Origin of the sequence: Stutzerimonas stutzeri (genome assembly GCF_002909485.1) — a bacterium.
Classification (GTDB): domain Bacteria; phylum Pseudomonadota; class Gammaproteobacteria; order Pseudomonadales; family Pseudomonadaceae; genus Stutzerimonas; species Stutzerimonas stutzeri_AH.
Window position 1 is genome coordinate 1 of the sequence record NZ_PPXG01000002.1, and the last position, 16,483, is coordinate 16,483.

Genomic DNA, 16,483 nt, shown 5'->3' on the forward strand with positions numbered 1-16,483 from the left:
ACTCGCAAGCAACACCGAAACAGACATCACATACCCAATTAGGGGAAGCGACTCAACACCGACTCCCCAACCGAATTGCTTGACGACCATAGAGCGTTGGAACCACCTGATCCCATCCCGAACTCAGTAGTGAAACGACGCATCGCCGATGGTAGTGTGGGGTTTCCCCATGTGAGAGTAGGTCATCGTCAAGCTCTTATCCCAAACCCCCGATCGGAGAAATCCGGTCGGGGGTTTGCTTTTGTGTGCTCGGAAGCTGCTGTAGGCACTTACCGTTCGTATCGCTATTATTCAGGCCTCTTGACTGGGGGGTGGCATGAACAGGCTGTTGAGATTGCTTCAAGATGGGCGGTTTCATTCCGGGCAGGAGTTGGGTGAGGCGCTCGGCGTCACTCGCAGTGCTGTCTGGAAGCACTTGCAGCGCATTCAGGGCGAAACGGCGCTGTCGCTTTATAGGGTGCCCGGGCGCGGTTACCGTCTAGCAGAGCCCCTGTCGCTACTTGAATACGAATACCTCAATCCGCAATTGATGCAGTTGAATTGGGCACTGAATCTCTACGACACGATTGACTCCACAAATGCTGAAGCACTACGTCTATTGCCTCGCGCGGGCGAGCGGCCCTTCATTGTTCTCGCTGAGGCGCAAACTGCTGGAAGGGGGAGGCGCGGGCGTTTATGGGTTAGCCCATTCGGGCAAAATTTATATTGCAGTTTTGCTTTCAAGGTTCACGGTGGCGCTAAGCAGTTAGCCGGCATGAGCCTGGTGGCGGGGCTGGCGGTAATGCAAACACTGCGTCGCCTGGGCGTCGCGGAGGTCGGGCTGAAATGGCCGAATGATGTCTATGTCGACGGGCGCAAGATCGCAGGTATTTTGCTAGAGCTTACCGGCGATCCGGCGGATGTATGCCATGTAATTATTGGCGTTGGCATCAACGTCAATATGGTTCGTGCCGAAGGCATAGATCAGCTCTGGACTTCCATCAAAGAGCAGATTGGGATGGTTGATCGCAACGAGTTGGTTCTGACGCTAGCAGCGACGCTAGGGGTGTATTTGGACCGGCACTCTGCGGCGGGATTTTCTGCGTTGAGGGACGAGTGGGAAGCTAGCCATATCTGGCAGGGGCGTAATTGCACGCTTAGTTCTGGATCGTATGAGTTCTCTGGCGTCGTGCTGGGGGTTGACCAGCAGGGAGGGATCAGGATGAGGCTCGACGGCTGTGAACGTTCGTTTAGTGGCGGAGAGCTAAGCTTGAGGCTAGATCCATGATTCTTGAGCTCGACTGCGGTAATAGCTTGATCAAGTGGCGTGTATTGGAGGTCGGTTCGGCTGTTATTGTCGCGCAGGGAGCCTCTGTCTCGATCGGCGAATTGCTTGGTGAGCTAGTAGGGCTTTCTGTGTTGCGTATCTCGCGTGCAAGGCTGGTTAGTGTGCGTAGTGATGAGGAAACGATGGCGCTGTGTTCGCGCCTATCTGAAGTGCTAGCCATTGAGGTTGTGCGTGCGGTGCCAGCAAAAGAGCTTGCTGGGGTAATAAATGGATACGAGGATTATAAGCGGCTGGGGATGGATCGTTGGCTGGCTATAATCGGCGCTTTTCAGATTGCCCGCGGTGCGCTGCTTGTGCTTGATCTGGGAACTGCGGTTACGGCCGATCTGGTGGATGCTAATGGGGTTCATCTCGGGGGCTATATTTGTCCCGGCATATCCTTGCTTCGGCACCAATTGCATACCCATACGCGACGTATTAGTTACAGCGCCGAAGCGGCTGCATCGGGTTATGGTGCTGGCCCTGGGCGCTCAACGGCCGAGGCTGTTGAGCGGGGTTGCTTGATGATGTTGCGGAGCTTTGTCGGCTACCAGATATCGCAGGCAAGCGATTATCTGGGGAGCGACTTCGCCATTTACGTCACTGGAGGCGACGCGGAGTTGATCGAAAATTGCGACCAAGTAACCCGTGTGCCAGATCTGGTTTTTCGCGGGCTGGCTATCGCTTGCCCCTAGCGCCATATAAAAGGTCGAAGTTTGCATGCGTTGGTTCTTTCTCCTGTTGATGCTGTTGAACGTCTTCTTCTGGGTACAGCATCAGTATCAGGCGCCCGTGCGAGTCAAGGAGGTGACTCCGCTTGATGCATATAATCGGCCTCAACAAAATATAGCGCTGCTTAGCGAGTCCTCAGCCCCTGCTCGGCGGGCGGTATCGGGGCCTGGTACCGACGATAACTCCTGCCTCTTCCTGGGTGGCTTCGACGATGAGCAGGCCGCCGCCTCCCTTGAGCAGCGGCTTCTTAGTTTGGACGTGCAGTCGGAGATGCAGCACGTCGATGTCATTGGGGGCGTAGATTACTGGGTGTATCTGCCGCCGTTGGCTTCACGGCAGGCGTCGTTGCGCCAGTTGCGTGAGTTGCAAAGTCGCAATGTAGATAGCTACATCATTACCGTTGGCGATTTGGCCAATGGCATTTCCCTGGGGATATTCTCTCGTAAAGACTCTGCGGAGGGCGTGGTGGCTCGTCTACGCGAAGTGGACTACGCGGCCTTAGTCCGCGAATTGCCCAGAATGCATCGTAAGTACTGGGTCCGTATTGCGGTAGGCAGTCGTCATCAGGTCGACGATACGATGCTGCAAGGACTGAAGAGCGATATGCCTATGCTGCAGCACCGGCAGATGGCCTGCACAAGCGTTGCATCTTCGGATTAGTTTGCATAGAATGGCGCCCGCTTCGTCGGCAGGGTTTAAAGACTCCTAGGCGAATCGGCTGTCAGTAAAGCTAACCTCAAGATTTATATGAGAAAATGCTTGACAGTAGGGTGGCAAGTGATGAAAATGCCGCCTCACTTTGGAGGGGTTCCCGAGCGGCCAAAGGGATCAGACTGTAAATCTGACGTCATAGACTTCGAAGGTTCGAATCCTTCCCCCTCCACCAGATTTAAGCGTAGGCTTCGGCTTTCGCGGGTATAGTTTAGTGGTAGAACCTCAGCCTTCCAAGCTGATGATGCGGGTTCGATTCCCGCTACCCGCTCCAGCTTCGATGGTTACGACATAAGCTTTGCTCATGTAGCTCAGTTGGTAGAGCACACCCTTGGTAAGGGTGAGGTCAGCGGTTCGAATCCGCTCATGAGCTCCAAACCACAAAGGCAGATATGTAAATATCTGCCTTTGTTTTAATGGTGGCGTGACTAGCTCAATTCAACGATGGGAGACGGTCTCGATGGCTAAAGAAAAGTTCGAACGTAACAAACCGCACGTCAACGTCGGCACCATTGGTCACGTCGACCATGGCAAGACTACTCTGACTGCCGCTCTGACTCGCGTGTGCTCCGAGGTTTTCGGTTCCGCTCGTGTCGACTTCGACAAGATCGATAGCGCACCGGAAGAGAAGGCTCGCGGTATTACCATCAACACCGCGCACGTAGAGTACGACTCCAATATTCGTCACTACGCGCACGTTGATTGCCCGGGTCACGCTGACTATGTGAAGAACATGATCACCGGTGCTGCCCAGATGGACGGAGCGATCCTGGTTTGCTCCGCTGCTGACGGCCCCATGCCGCAGACTCGCGAGCACATCCTACTGTCCCGTCAGGTTGGTGTTCCCTACATCGTCGTGTTCCTGAACAAGGCTGACATGGTTGATGACGCCGAGCTGCTGGAGCTGGTGGAGATGGAAGTGCGCGACTTGCTCAGCACTTACGACTTCCCGGGCGACGACACCCCGATCATCATCGGCTCCGCGCTGATGGCTCTGAACGGTCAGGACGACAACGAGATGGGCACCACTGCCGTCAAGAAGCTCGTCGAGACTCTGGATACTTATATCCCTGAGCCGGTTCGCGCCATCGACAAGCCGTTCCTGATGCCGATCGAGGACGTGTTCTCCATCTCTGGTCGCGGTACTGTTGTGACCGGTCGTGTAGAGCGCGGTATCGTCAAGATCCAGGAAGAAATCGAGATCGTTGGTCTGCGTGACACCACCAAGACCACCTGTACCGGTGTCGAGATGTTCCGCAAGCTGCTCGACGAAGGTCGTGCTGGTGAGAACTGTGGCGTACTGCTGCGCGGCACCAAGCGTGACGACGTAGAGCGTGGCCAGGTACTGGCCAAGCCGGGCACCATCAAGCCGCACACCAAGTTCGAAGCTGAAGTGTACGTTCTGTCCAAAGAGGAAGGTGGTCGTCACACTCCTTTCTTCAAGGGCTACCGTCCTCAGTTCTACTTCCGTACCACCGACGTTACCGGTTCGTGCGAACTGCCGGAAGGCGTTGAGATGGTCATGCCGGGCGACAACGTGAAAATGGTTGTTACCCTGATCAAGCCGATCGCCATGGAAGATGGTCTGCGCTTCGCAATTCGCGAAGGTGGCCGTACCGTTGGTGCTGGCGTAGTTGCTAAGATCGTCGAATAACGATTGATCTGTTTCAAGCAGGTCGGCATAATAGTCGGCCTGACTCTTTCTAGGCCAGTAGCTCAATTGGCAGAGCGGCGGTCTCCAAAACCGCAGGTTGGGGGTTCGATTCCCTCCTGGCCTGCCATTTTCAATACCGAATTTGGCAGTCTTTACAAGGTTCTAGCAGATGAATATCAAAGCTGAAGCCAATGATGCGCGCTTCGATCTGGTGAAGTGGCTCGTTGTGGTTGCTTTGGTGGTGATTGCCGTAGTCGGTAATCAATACTACTCCGCTGAGCCGATTCTCTATCGAGTCCTTGCGGTCCTTGCAATAGGTGTAGTGGCTGCGTTCGTCGCGCTGCAGACATCTAGAGGGCGTTCTTTTGCTGTGTTGCTGAAAGAAGCGCGTGGTGAGATTCGCAAGGTTGTTTGGCCAACCCGTCAAGAAACTACCCAGACCACCTTGATTGTCGTTGTTGTGGTTCTGGTTATGGCGCTGCTGTTGTGGGGGCTCGATTCCCTGCTCGGTTGGTTGGTTTCCATGGTTGTTGGCTAAGGGTGTCTCGTGGCTAAGCGTTGGTACGTTGTGCATGCTTACTCGGGTTACGAGAAGCACGTCATGCGCTCTTTGGTTGAGCGCGTCAAGCTTGCCGGAATGGAAGATCAGTTCGGCGAGATTCTTGTTCCGACCGAAGAGGTCGTCGAGATGCGTAACGGGCAGAAGCGCAAGAGTGAGCGCAAATTCTTTCCTGGCTACGTTCTTGTGCATATGGATATGAACGAGGGTACTTGGCACCTTGTCAAGGATACGCCGCGCGTAATGGGCTTTATTGGTGGTACGGCGGATAAGCCGGCGCCCATTACCGACAAAGAGGCTGAGGCAATCCTTCGTCGCGTTGCTGATGGTACGGACAAGCCGAAGCCTAAAACACTCTTTGAGCCTGGTGAGGTGGTGCGCGTGGCTGATGGCCCGTTTGCGGACTTCAACGGTGTTGTCGAAGAAGTTAATTACGAGAAGAGCAGGATTCAGGTCGCTGTCCTGATCTTTGGTCGCTCTACTCCGGTAGAGCTGGAGTTCAGCCAGGTCGAGAAGGTTTAACTGAACGAAGCATCCCACACCCCGCAGCTTCAGGCTGCGGGGTTTTGTCGTCACCGGGATAAATAAGCAATGGGGAGCCGCGAGGCGCTATAACCCGTAACGGAGTGAATATGGCTAAGAAGATTCAAGCTTACATCAAGCTTCAGGTAAAGGCCGGTCAGGCTAACCCGTCGCCGCCCGTTGGTCCTGCTCTGGGTCAGCATGGCGTTAACATTATGGAATTCTGCAAGGCGTTCAACGCCAGGACTCAGGGCCAGGAGCCCGGTCTGCCGACTCCAGTAATCATCACTGTTTACAGTGATCGCAGCTTTACTTTTGAAACCAAGAGTACCCCGGCTGCAGTGCTGCTGAAGAAAGCTGCTGGTATCACCAGCGGTTCCGCTCGCCCCAACACCCAAAAGGTCGGCACCGTTACTCGTGCGCAGTTGGAAGAGATCGCCAAAACCAAGCAGGCTGATCTGACTGCTGCCGAAATGGAAGCTGCCGTTCGAACCATCGCTGGTTCGGCTCGCAGCATGGGCCTGAATGTGGAGGGTGTGTAATGGCTAAGTTGACCAAGCGCCAGAAAGCTATCGCTGAGAAAATCGAAGCTGGTAAGCAGTACGCATTCGAAGACGCTGCAAAGTTGCTGGCAGAAGTCTCCGCGGTGAAGTTCGCCGAGTCGTTCGATATTGCTATCAATCTCGGTGTGGACCCGCGTAAGTCTGATCAGGTTGTTCGTGGTGCCACGGTTCTGCCGAACGGCACTGGCAAAACTGTTCGCGTAGCAGTGTTTACTCAGGGGCCGGGCGCTGAAGCTGCGCTGGCTGCTGGCGCTGATCGCGTTGGTATGGACGAGCTGGCCGCTGAAATGAAAGGTGGCGATCTGAACTACGACGTAGTTATCGCGTCGCCAGACGCAATGCGTGTGGTTGGCCAGCTGGGTCAGATTCTCGGCCCGCGCGGTCTGATGCCAAACCCGAAGGTCGGCACTGTGACTCCCGACGTCGCGACCGCCGTCAAGAACGCCAAGGCCGGACAGGTGCGTTTCCGTACTGACAAGAACGGCATCATCCACACCTCCGTGGGTAAGGTCGGTTTCGAGGCCGGTCAGCTGAAGCAGAACGTTGAAGCGTTGCTCTCGGATCTGAAGCGTCTGAAGCCATCGACTTCGAAAGGTATTTACGTCAAGCGCGTGACCCTGAGCACTACCATGGGTCCGGGACTGGTCATCGATCAGGCTTCCCTGGAAGCGTAAGACTACGGCGCCCTGTTCGCAGGGTGTCTGCAAAATTGGGGTCCCTGCCTGGCGGGGGCTATCCAAGACCGTAGGCGGCGCAAGCCTTAAACCAAAAGCCTACGCAGAGGTGCTCCCGATTCGTACCGAATCAGACACCAAATCCAGTCCGGTCTCGACCGGATGAAACGGTAACATCCAGGAGTGTAACCCGTGGCAATCAAACTCGAAGACAAGAAGGCCATCGTCGCTGAAGTCAACGAGGCTGCCAAAGCCGCCCTGTCCGCTGTCGTGGCTGATGCCCGTGGCGTGACCGTGGGGGCCATGACCGGACTCCGTAAAGAGGCCCGCGCAGCAGGTGTTTACGTGCGTGTCGTACGTAATACTCTGCTGCGCCGCGCTGTTGATGGCACTCAGTTTGAAGTGCTCAACGACGTGTTCAAAGGCCCGACCCTTATCGCGTTCTCCAACGAACATCCGGGCGCTGCTGCTCGTATCTTCAAGGAGTTCTCCAAGGGTCAGGACAAGTTCGAGATCAAGGCCGCTGCGTTCGAGGGGCAGTTCCTCGCAGCCAATCAGATCGACGTACTGGCAACTCTGCCGACCTACGACGAAGCCATTTCTCAGCTGATGAGCGTCATTCAGGGCGCTACCAGCAAGTTGGCTCGTACATTGGCAGCCGTTCGCGACCAGAAAGAAGCTGCCGCCGCTTAAGCGTGCTGCTTCTCTCGAAATCACTTTTTGAATTAGATGGCCGCAGGCCGTCACCTTAATACAGGAACTAGAGTCATGGCTCTGACCAACGAAGATATCATCAACGCCGTTTCCGAAATGTCCGTGATGCAGGTTGTTGAACTGATCAAGGCAATGGAAGAGAAGTTCGGTGTGACTGCTGCTGCTGCCACGGTCGCCGCCGCTGGCCCGGCTGCCGCTGCTGCTGAAGAGCAAACCGAGTTCACCATCGTCCTGACTGAAACCGGCGACAAGAAGGTCAACGTGATCAAGGCTGTTCGCGAGCTGACCGGTCTGGGCCTGAAAGAAGCCAAGGCTGTCGTTGACGGTGCCCCAGGCGTGGTCAAGGAAGGCGTTTCGAAAGAAGAAGCCGAAGCAGCCAAGAAGGCTCTGGAAGAAGCAGGCGCTAAAGTCGAGCTCAAGTAAGCGACGACTTTGCGTCTACAGCCCGAGCGACTCGCGAAAGGCTGATGGCTGGTGGCTCTTGCCACCGGCCTTTTTCCGTTATAGCTGCTTGGTGTTCGCCCGGTAGCGATGATGGAAAGGCCGTCCTGAAGGGCGGTGCGAATCAAGGGATTCGCAAGATTTTCTGGCTGCTCCCGTCGGGAGAAGCCAAACAAGCAGGTGACCAAGCTGGGGAACGCTGATGGCTTACTCATACACTGAGAAAAAACGAATCCGCAAGGACTTTAGCAAGTTACCGCACGTTATGGACGTGCCGTATCTTTTGGCCATCCAGCTGGATTCGTACCGCGAATTCCTGCAGGCGGGAGCGACCAAAGATCAGTTCCGCGACATTGGCTTGCATGCAGCCTTCAAATCCGTTTTTCCGATTATCAGCTATTCCGGCAACGCAGCGCTGGAGTACGTTGGCTACCGTCTGGGCGACCCGGCGTTTGATGTCAAGGAATGTGTCCTGCGCGGGGTGACCTTCGCTGTTCCTCTGCGCGTTAAGGTGCGCCTGATCATTTTCGACAAAGAATCGTCGAACAAGGCCATCAAGGATATCAAGGAGCAGGAAGTCTACATGGGGGAAATCCCCCTGATGACCGAGAACGGTACCTTTATCATCAATGGCACCGAGCGCGTCATCGTTTCCCAGCTGCACCGTTCGCCGGGCGTGTTCTTCGATCATGACCGCGGCAAGACCCACAGCTCGGGCAAGCTGCTGTACTCGGCGCGCATCATTCCTTATCGCGGCTCCTGGCTGGACTTCGAATTCGATCCGAAGGATGCCGTGTTCGTGCGTATTGACCGTCGCCGCAAGCTGCCGGCTTCGGTGCTGCTGCGGGCGCTGAGCTACAGCACCGAAGAAATACTAGACGCTTTCTACGACACCAATATCTTCCACGTGAAGGGCGAAAGCCTCTCGTTGGAACTGGTGCCGCAGCGGCTGCGTGGCGAAATCGCGACCTTCGATATCAAGGATGAGAACGGCAAAGTCATCGTCGAGCAAGGTCGGCGCATCACTGCGCGTCACATCAATCAGCTCGACAAGTCCGGCATCAAAGAGCTTGAGATGCCGATGGACTACGTGCTGGGTCGTACCGTGGCCAAGGCTATCGTGCATCCGGCTACCGGGGAGATCATTGCCGAGTGCAACACCGAGCTGACCGTCGACGCGCTGGCGAAGATCGTAAAAGCGCAGGTTGTTCGCTTCGAGACGTTGTACACCAACGATATCGACTGTGGTCCGTTCATCTCCGACACGCTGAAGATCGACTCGACCACCAATCAGCTAGAAGCGCTGGTTGAGATCTATCGCATGATGCGCCCTGGTGAGCCGCCAACCAAGGATGCTGCCGAGACGTTGTTCAACAATCTGTTCTTTGCGTCGGAACGTTACGATCTGTCCGCCGTAGGTCGGATGAAGTTCAACCGTCGTATCGGTCGCACCGAGATCGAAGGTTCGGGCGTGCTGAGCCGCGAAGACATCGTTGCGGTCCTCAAGACCCTGGTCGACATTCGTAACGGCAAAGGCATTGTCGACGACATCGATCACCTGGGTAACCGTCGTGTCCGTTGTGTCGGCGAGATGGCCGAGAACCAGTTCCGCGTTGGCCTGGTGCGCGTCGAGCGTGCGGTCAAAGAACGTCTGTCGATGGCCGAAAGTGAAGGCCTGATGCCGCAGGATCTGATCAACGCCAAGCCGGTTGCGGCGGCGGTGAAAGAGTTCTTCGGTTCCAGTCAGCTTTCGCAGTTTATGGATCAGAACAACCCGCTCTCTGAGATCACCCACAAGCGCCGTGTTTCGGCTCTTGGCCCGGGCGGTCTGACCCGTGAGCGCGCCGGCTTCGAAGTCCGTGACGTACACCCGACCCACTACGGCCGTGTGTGCCCGATCGAAACACCGGAAGGCCCGAACATCGGTCTGATCAACTCCCTGGCTGCCTACGCCCGGACCAATCAGTACGGCTTCCTGGAAAGCCCGTATCGCGTGGTCAAGGAAGGCGAAGTTACCGACGAGATCGTGTTCCTTTCGGCAATCGAAGAGGCTGACCATGTAATCGCCCAGGCCAGCGCCAAGCTGGATGGCCGTAAGCTGGTTGACGAGCTGGTGGCTGTGCGTCACCTGAACGAATTCACCGTCAAGGCGCCCGAAGACGTGACGCTGATGGACGTGTCGCCGAAGCAGGTCGTTTCCGTCGCTGCCTCGCTGATCCCGTTCCTCGAGCATGACGACGCCAACCGCGCTCTGATGGGTTCGAACATGCAGCGTCAGGCCGTGCCGACTCTGCGTTCGGACAAGCCGCTGGTCGGTACCGGCATGGAGCGGAACGTGGCGCGCGACTCCGGCGTCTGCGTGGTTGCTCGTCGTGGCGGTGTCATCGATTCGGTCGACGCCAGTCGTGTGGTCGTACGTGTTCATGATGCTGAGGTCGAAACCGGCGAGGCTGGTGTCGACATCTACAACCTGACCAAATACACCCGCTCCAACCAGAACACCTGCATCAACCAGCGTCCGCTGGTTCGCAAGGGTGACGTGGTCGAACGTGGCGATATCATGGCCGATGGCCCTTCCACCGATATGGGTGAGCTGGCGCTCGGGCAGAACATGCGCGTCGCGTTCATGCCTTGGAACGGCTACAACTTCGAAGACTCCATCCTCCTCTCGGAGCGTGTGGTTCAGGAAGATCGATTCACCACTATCCATATCCAAGAGCTGACCTGTGTGTCGCGTGACACCAAGCTCGGCCCAGAGGAAATCACCGCGGACATTCCGAACGTGGGTGAGGCTGCGCTGAACAAGCTGGACGAGGCAGGCATTGTCTACGTCGGTGCCGAAGTCGGCCCAGGCGATATTCTGGTTGGCAAGGTGACGCCGAAAGGTGAGACCCAGCTGACGCCGGAAGAGAAACTGCTGCGCGCGATCTTCGGTGAGAAGGCGTCCGATGTTAAGGACACCTCCCTGCGTGTGCCGACCGGCACCAAGGGTACCGTTATCGACGTTCAGGTATTCATCCGCGACGGCGTCGAGCGTGACACTCGTGCGTTGGCCATCGAGAAGATGCAGCTCGACGAGATCCGCAAGGACCTCAACGAGGAGTTCCGCATCGTCGAAGGAGCCACCTTCGAGCGCCTGCGCTCGGCTCTGGTCGGAGCGACCGCCGAAGGCGGTGCTGGCCTGAAGAAAGGTGCTGTCATCACCGACGAGATTCTCGACGGATTGGAGCACGGCCAGTGGTTCAAGCTGCGCATGGCAGAAGATGCCCTGAACGAGCAGTTGGAAAAGGCCCAGGCCTACATTTCCGACCGCCGTCAGCTGCTCGACGACAAGTTCGAAGACAAGAAGCGCAAACTGCAGCAGGGCGATGACCTGGCGCCGGGTGTACTGAAGATCGTCAAGGTCTACCTGGCGATCAAGCGGCGCATTCAGCCGGGTGACAAGATGGCTGGTCGTCACGGTAACAAGGGTGTCGTCTCGGTCATCATGCCGGTAGAAGACATGCCGCATGACGCCAATGGCACGCCGGTCGACATCGTGCTCAACCCGCTGGGCGTACCGTCGCGTATGAACGTCGGTCAGATTCTCGAAACCCACCTGGGCCTTGCCGCCAAGGGGCTGGGTGAGAAAATCAATCTGATGCTCGAAGAGCAGCGCAAGGTCGCTGAGCTACGCAAGTTCCTGCACGAGATATACAACGAGATCGGCGGTCGTCAGGAGAATCTGGACGACCTGAGCGATCAGGAGGTGCTGGACCTCGCGAACAACCTGCGTAAGGGTGTTCCAATGGCCACTCCGGTATTCGACGGAGCCAAGGAGCGCGAGATCAAGGCCATGCTGAAGCTGGCGGATCTGCCGGAAAGCGGTCAAATGCAGCTGTTCGACGGACGCACGGGTAACAAGTTCGAGCGCACCACCACCGTCGGCTACATGTATATGCTGAAGTTGAACCACCTGGTCGACGACAAGATGCACGCGCGTTCCACCGGTTCCTACAGCCTGGTTACCCAGCAGCCGCTGGGTGGTAAGGCTCAGTTCGGTGGTCAGCGCTTCGGGGAGATGGAGGTCTGGGCCCTGGAGGCCTATGGCGCCGCCTACACCCTTCAGGAAATGCTCACGGTCAAGTCGGACGACGTGAACGGGCGGACCAAGATGTACAAGAACATCGTGGACGGCGATCACCGTATGGAGGCCGGCATGCCGGAATCCTTCAACGTATTGATCAAAGAGATCCGCTCGCTCGGTATCGATATCGATCTGGAAACCGAATAACCACGCACCGCCTACGCGGCGCCCGGCACTAGCCGGGTGTCGCAGGTCCGTGAGGAGGAAAGGCCTTGAAAGACTTGCTGAATCTGCTGAAAAACCAGGGTCAAATCGAAGAGTTCGATGCCATCAAGATTGCCCTGGCTTCGCCCGAGATGATCCGTTCCTGGTCCTTCGGTGAAGTAAAGAAGCCGGAAACCATCAACTATCGTACGTTCAAGCCGGAGCGTGACGGCCTGTTCTGCGCCAAGATCTTTGGCCCGGTAAAGGACTATGAGTGCCTGTGCGGTAAGTACAAGCGCCTTAAGCACCGCGGTGTTATCTGTGAGAAGTGCGGTGTTGAAGTCGCGCTGGCCAAGGTGCGTCGCGAGCGCATGGCGCACATCGAGCTGGCGTCACCGGTTGCTCACATCTGGTTCTTGAAGTCGCTGCCGTCCCGCATCGGCCTGCTGTTGGACATGACCCTGCGCGACATCGAGCGTGTGCTCTATTTCGAGAGCTATGTGGTCATCGATCCGGGCATGACGACGCTGGAAAAGGGTCAGCTGCTGAATGATGAGCAGTACTTCGAAGCGCTGGAAGAGTTCGGCGACGACTTCGATGCCCGCATGGGCGCTGAGGCTGTACGCGAGCTGCTGATCCAGATCGACCTGGAGCACGAAATCGGTCGGCTGCGCGAGGAAATCCCGCAGACTAACTCCGAGACCAAGATCAAGAAGCTCTCCAAGCGTCTGAAGCTGATGGAGGCCTTCTTTGGCTCGGGCAACCTGCCAGAGTGGATGATCCTGACCGTACTGCCGGTCCTGCCGCCGGACCTGCGCCCGCTGGTTCCGCTAGATGGCGGCCGCTTCGCGACCTCGGATCTCAACGATCTGTATCGCCGCGTGATCAACCGTAACAACCGCCTGAAGCGTCTGCTCGACCTGTCTGCGCCGGATATTATTGTGCGCAACGAAAAGCGCATGCTGCAGGAAGCCGTCGACGCGCTGCTGGACAACGGCCGTCGCGGTCGTGCCATCACCGGTTCCAACAAGCGTCCGTTGAAGTCCCTGGCCGACATGATCAAGGGCAAGCAGGGTCGTTTCCGTCAGAACCTGCTCGGCAAGCGCGTGGACTATTCCGGTCGTTCCGTGATCACCGTGGGCCCGACCCTGCGACTGCATCAGTGCGGCCTGCCGAAGAAGATGGCGCTAGAGCTGTTCAAGCCGTTCATTTTCGGCAAGCTGGAAATGCGTGGTATGGCTACCACCATCAAGGCGGCCAAGAAAATGGTCGAGCGCGAACTGCCAGAGGTTTGGGACGTTCTTGCTGAGGTGATTCGCGAACACCCCGTGTTGCTCAACCGTGCGCCAACCCTGCACCGTCTCGGTATCCAGGCGTTCGAGCCTGTTCTGATCGAAGGCAAGGCGATCCAGCTGCACCCGCTGGTTTGCGCTGCGTACAACGCCGACTTCGACGGTGACCAGATGGCCGTGCACGTGCCGCTGACGCTGGAAGCCCAGCTGGAAGCGCGCGCGCTGATGATGTCGACCAATAACATCCTGTCGCCTGCCAACGGCGAGCCGATCATCGTTCCTTCGCAGGACGTGGTACTGGGTCTGTACTACATGACCCGCGAAGCGGTTAACGCTAAGGGCGAAGGGCGCGTATTCGCGGACTTGCAGGAAGTGGATCGAGTTTTCCGTGGTGGTGACGCCTCGCTGCATGCGCGTGTAAAAGTGCGCATCAACGAAGTGATCAAAGACCGCGACGGTACCATTACCAAGAACACTCGTATCGTCGACACCACCGTTGGTCGTGCACTGCTGTTCCAGATCGTTCCGGCCGGCCTGGCGTTCGATGTGGTCAACCAGCCGATGAAGAAGAAGGCGATCTCCAAGCTCATCAACCTGTGCTACCGCACCGTTGGCTTGAAGGACACCGTCATCTTCGCCGACCAGCTGATGTACACCGGCTTCGCTTACTCCACCATCTCTGGTGTCTCGATCGGCGTGAATGACTTCGTCATTCCGGACGAGAAGGCGCGCATCATCGACGCGGCTACCGAAGAGGTGAAGGAGATCGAAAGCCAGTACGCATCCGGCCTGGTTACCCAGGGCGAGAAGTACAACAAGGTGATTGACCTCTGGTCCAAGGCCAACGACGAAGTGTCCAAGGCGATGATGGCCAACCTCTCGAAAGAGAAGGTCATTGACCGTGACGGCAAAGAAGTGGAGCAGGACTCGTTCAACTCGATGTACATGATGGCCGACTCGGGCGCGCGGGGTTCCGCTGCCCAGATTCGCCAGCTGGCCGGTATGCGTGGTCTGATGGCCAAGCCGGACGGCTCCATCATCGAGACGCCGATTACCGCAAACTTCCGTGAAGGTCTGAACGTACTCCAGTACTTCATCTCCACGCACGGTGCGCGTAAAGGTCTGGCGGATACCGCACTCAAAACCGCGAACTCGGGTTATCTGACCCGCCGCCTGGTCGACGTTGCGCAGGATCTGGTCGTTACCGAGGTTGATTGCGGTACCGAGCAGGGTCTGTTCATGACTCCGCACATTGAAGGTGGCGATGTAGTTGAGCCGCTGGGTGAGCGAGTGCTCGGTCGTGTGATCGCGCGTGATGTATTCAAGCCGGGCACCGACGACGTGCTGGTGCCGGCGGGCACTCTCGTTGACGAGCAGTGGGTCGACTTCATCGAGCTGAACAGCATCGACGAAGTGGTCGTGCGCTCGCCGATTTCTTGCGAAACCCGCTACGGTATCTGCGCCAAGTGCTATGGCCGTGATCTGGCCCGGGGACATCAGGTCAACATCGGTGAGGCAGTGGGCGTTATCGCCGCTCAGTCCATCGGTGAGCCGGGTACCCAGCTGACCATGCGTACGTTCCACATCGGTGGTGCGGCGAGCCGAACTTCGGCCGTCGACAATGTCATGGTGAAGAACGGCGGTACCATTCGCCTGCATAACCTGAAGCATGTAGAGCGTGCTGATGGCGCGCTGGTCGCGGTCTCCCGTTCCGGAGAGCTTGCAGTTGCCGACGACTTCGGTCGTGAGCGTGAGCGTTACAAGCTGCCTTACGGTGCTGTAATTTCGGTGAAAGAAGGTGACAAGGTTGATGCCGGTGCTGTGGTTGCCAAATGGGACCCGCACACTCACCCGATCGTTACCGAAATGAAGGGTGTTGTAACCTTCGTTGGGATGGAAGAAAACATCACCATCAAGCGTCAGACCGATGAGCTCACCGGTCTGACCAACATCGAAGTCATGGATCCGAAAGACCGCCCGGCCTCTGGCAAGGATATTCGTCCTGCGATCAAGATGGTCGACTCCAGTGGCAAGGAGCTGCTGCTGCCGGGTACCGACGTACCAGCCCAGTATTTCCTGCCGGCTAACGCCTTGGTGGGTGTGGCTGACGGCGCCGAGATCAATGTGGGTGACGTCATCGCGCGTATCCCGCAGGAGACCTCGAAGACTCGCGACATCACCGGTGGTCTGCCGCGCGTTGCCGACCTCTTTGAAGCGCGTCGTCCAAAGGAGCCTTCCATTCTGGCGGAAATCAGCGGCACGATTTCCTTCGGTAAGGAAACCAAGGGCAAGCGTCGCCTGGTCATTACCCCCACCGACGGCAGCGATCCGTATGAAGAGCTGATTCCGAAGTGGCGTCACCTCAACGTCTTCGAGGGCGAACAGGTGAACAAGGGTGAGGTCATCTCCGATGGTCCGAGCAACCCGCATGACATCCTGCGACTGCTGGGCGTCAGCGCGCTGGCCAAGTACATCGTCAACGAGATTCAGGACGTGTACCGTCTGCAGGGTGTGAAGATCAACGACAAGCACATCGAGACCATCCTGCGCCAGATGCTGCGCAAGGTCGAAATCAGCGAGTCGGGTGATTCCAGCTTCATCAAGGGCGACCAGATGGAGTTGACTCAGGTGCTGGAAGAGAACGAGCGTTTGAGCGAGGACGACAAGTTTGTCTCGAAGTACGTCCGTGTTCTGCTGGGCATTACCAAGGCATCGCTGTCGACCGAGTCGTTCATTTCGGCGGCGTCCTTCCAGGAGACCACGCGCGTCCTGACCGAGGCGGCCGTTACTGGCAAGCGCGACTATCTGCGCGGCCTCAAGGAAAACGTGGTCGTAGGGCGTCTGATCCCGGCCGGCACCGGTCTGCAATATCACAGCGAGCGCAAGCGCAAGCGTGAAGCCGACAAGCCCGTTCGTGTGAGTGCCGATGAAGTTGAAGCGGCTCTGACCGAGGCGCTGAACTCTAGCGGCAATTAAGTGCTTGGCCCTGGCTGCAAGCCAGGGCTTGCCTTGACGGTGGGCGAGAAGCTCTTTAGACTCTCGTAC

12 protein-coding genes, 4 tRNA genes and 1 rRNA gene are annotated in these 16,483 nt (G+C 57.2%); all 17 read left to right on the forward strand.

Annotated elements, in window-relative coordinates; all coding sequences use genetic code 11:
- Positions 1–78 precede the first annotated feature (78 nt).
- The 17 genes from rrf to rpoC all read left to right on the forward strand — a co-directional run bounded on the left by rrf (position 79) and on the right by rpoC (position 16,414).
- Positions 79–194 (forward strand): 5S ribosomal RNA (gene rrf, locus CXK91_RS03480).
- A 122-nt stretch (positions 195–316) separates the two neighbouring features.
- Complete coding sequence (birA, locus tag CXK91_RS03485; RefSeq protein WP_103455016.1) at positions 317–1,267, forward strand: bifunctional biotin--[acetyl-CoA-carboxylase] ligase/biotin operon repressor BirA; 951 nt, start codon at positions 317–319, stop codon at positions 1,265–1,267.
- On the forward strand, positions 1,264–2,001 hold the full coding sequence (locus tag CXK91_RS03490) for a type III pantothenate kinase (protein ID WP_103455017.1): 738 nt from the start codon (positions 1,264–1,266) through the stop codon (positions 1,999–2,001). Before birA ends, CXK91_RS03490 begins: the two co-directional genes overlap by 4 nt.
- A 25-nt stretch (positions 2,002–2,026) precedes the next feature.
- Entirely contained in the window at positions 2,027–2,698 is a 672-nt protein-coding gene (locus CXK91_RS03495) for an SPOR domain-containing protein (RefSeq protein WP_103455018.1), read from the forward strand.
- 141 nt (positions 2,699–2,839) lie between these two features.
- Positions 2,840–2,924: transfer RNA gene (locus tag CXK91_RS03500), tRNA-Tyr, on the forward strand.
- Between the two features lie 25 nt (positions 2,925–2,949).
- Positions 2,950–3,023 (forward strand) — tRNA-Gly (locus tag CXK91_RS03505).
- Positions 3,024–3,049: 26 nt separating this feature from the next.
- A tRNA-Thr gene (locus CXK91_RS03510) sits at positions 3,050–3,125 on the forward strand.
- Positions 3,126–3,209: 84 nt separating this feature from the next.
- Entirely contained in the window at positions 3,210–4,403 is a 1,194-nt protein-coding gene (gene tuf, locus CXK91_RS03515; RefSeq protein ID WP_015278291.1) for an elongation factor Tu, read from the forward strand.
- 51 nt (positions 4,404–4,454) lie between these two features.
- A tRNA-Trp gene (locus tag CXK91_RS03520) sits at positions 4,455–4,530 on the forward strand.
- 42 nt (positions 4,531–4,572) lie between these two features.
- The gene (gene secE / locus CXK91_RS03525; RefSeq protein ID WP_103455019.1) at positions 4,573–4,941 is read left to right on the forward strand and encodes a preprotein translocase subunit SecE; all 369 of its coding nucleotides are present in this window, start codon (positions 4,573–4,575) and stop codon (positions 4,939–4,941) included.
- Positions 4,942–4,950: 9 nt separating this feature from the next.
- Positions 4,951–5,484 (forward strand): transcription termination/antitermination protein NusG, encoded by a 534-nt coding sequence (gene nusG, locus CXK91_RS03530; protein ID WP_103455020.1) that lies wholly within the window; start codon positions 4,951–4,953, stop codon positions 5,482–5,484.
- A gap of 110 nt (positions 5,485–5,594) precedes the next feature.
- The gene (gene rplK / locus CXK91_RS03535; RefSeq protein ID WP_003280820.1) at positions 5,595–6,026 is read left to right on the forward strand and encodes a 50S ribosomal protein L11; all 432 of its coding nucleotides are present in this window, start codon (positions 5,595–5,597) and stop codon (positions 6,024–6,026) included.
- On the forward strand, positions 6,026–6,721 hold the full coding sequence (gene rplA, locus CXK91_RS03540; protein ID WP_103455021.1) for a 50S ribosomal protein L1: 696 nt from the start codon (positions 6,026–6,028) through the stop codon (positions 6,719–6,721). The genes rplK and rplA overlap by 1 nt, the downstream gene beginning before the upstream one ends.
- A 192-nt stretch (positions 6,722–6,913) precedes the next feature.
- A complete protein-coding gene (rplJ, locus tag CXK91_RS03545) occupies positions 6,914–7,414 on the forward strand; it encodes a 50S ribosomal protein L10 (RefSeq protein ID WP_102824652.1) in 501 nt (166 codons plus the stop codon).
- A 75-nt stretch (positions 7,415–7,489) separates the two neighbouring features.
- Positions 7,490–7,858: a 50S ribosomal protein L7/L12 gene (gene rplL, locus CXK91_RS03550; RefSeq protein ID WP_003280825.1), complete on the forward strand. Its 369-nt coding sequence runs from the start codon at positions 7,490–7,492 to the stop codon at positions 7,856–7,858.
- A 220-nt stretch (positions 7,859–8,078) separates the two neighbouring features.
- Positions 8,079–12,149 carry a DNA-directed RNA polymerase subunit beta gene (gene rpoB, locus CXK91_RS03555; protein ID WP_103455022.1) on the forward strand — a complete coding sequence of 1,357 codons (4,071 nt, stop codon included), beginning with the start codon at positions 8,079–8,081 and terminating at the stop codon, positions 12,147–12,149.
- 65 nt (positions 12,150–12,214) lie between these two features.
- Positions 12,215–16,414, forward strand: coding sequence for a DNA-directed RNA polymerase subunit beta' (rpoC, locus tag CXK91_RS03560; RefSeq protein ID WP_103455023.1), 4,200 nt, complete (start codon positions 12,215–12,217; stop codon positions 16,412–16,414).
- The last annotated feature ends 69 nt before the right edge of the window (positions 16,415–16,483 follow it).

Excerpts from the sequence above, each read along its gene's own strand:
- tuf (WP_015278291.1), top strand. The coding sequence starts at position 3,210 with ATGGCTAAAGAAAAGTTCGAACGTAACAAACCGCACGTCAACGTCGGC.
- birA (WP_103455016.1), top strand. The coding sequence starts at position 317 with ATGAACAGGCTGTTGAGATTGCTTCAAGATGGGCGGTTTCATTCCGGG.
- rplL (WP_003280825.1), top strand. The coding sequence starts at position 7,490 with ATGGCTCTGACCAACGAAGATATCATCAACGCCGTTTCCGAAATGTCC.
- rpoB (WP_103455022.1), top strand. The coding sequence starts at position 8,079 with ATGGCTTACTCATACACTGAGAAAAAACGAATCCGCAAGGACTTTAGC.
- secE (WP_103455019.1), top strand. The coding sequence starts at position 4,573 with ATGAATATCAAAGCTGAAGCCAATGATGCGCGCTTCGATCTGGTGAAG.
- rplA (WP_103455021.1), top strand. The coding sequence starts at position 6,026 with ATGGCTAAGTTGACCAAGCGCCAGAAAGCTATCGCTGAGAAAATCGAA.
- CXK91_RS03495 (WP_103455018.1), top strand. The coding sequence starts at position 2,027 with ATGCGTTGGTTCTTTCTCCTGTTGATGCTGTTGAACGTCTTCTTCTGG.
- rplK (WP_003280820.1), top strand. The coding sequence starts at position 5,595 with ATGGCTAAGAAGATTCAAGCTTACATCAAGCTTCAGGTAAAGGCCGGT.
- CXK91_RS03490 (WP_103455017.1), top strand. The coding sequence starts at position 1,264 with ATGATTCTTGAGCTCGACTGCGGTAATAGCTTGATCAAGTGGCGTGTA.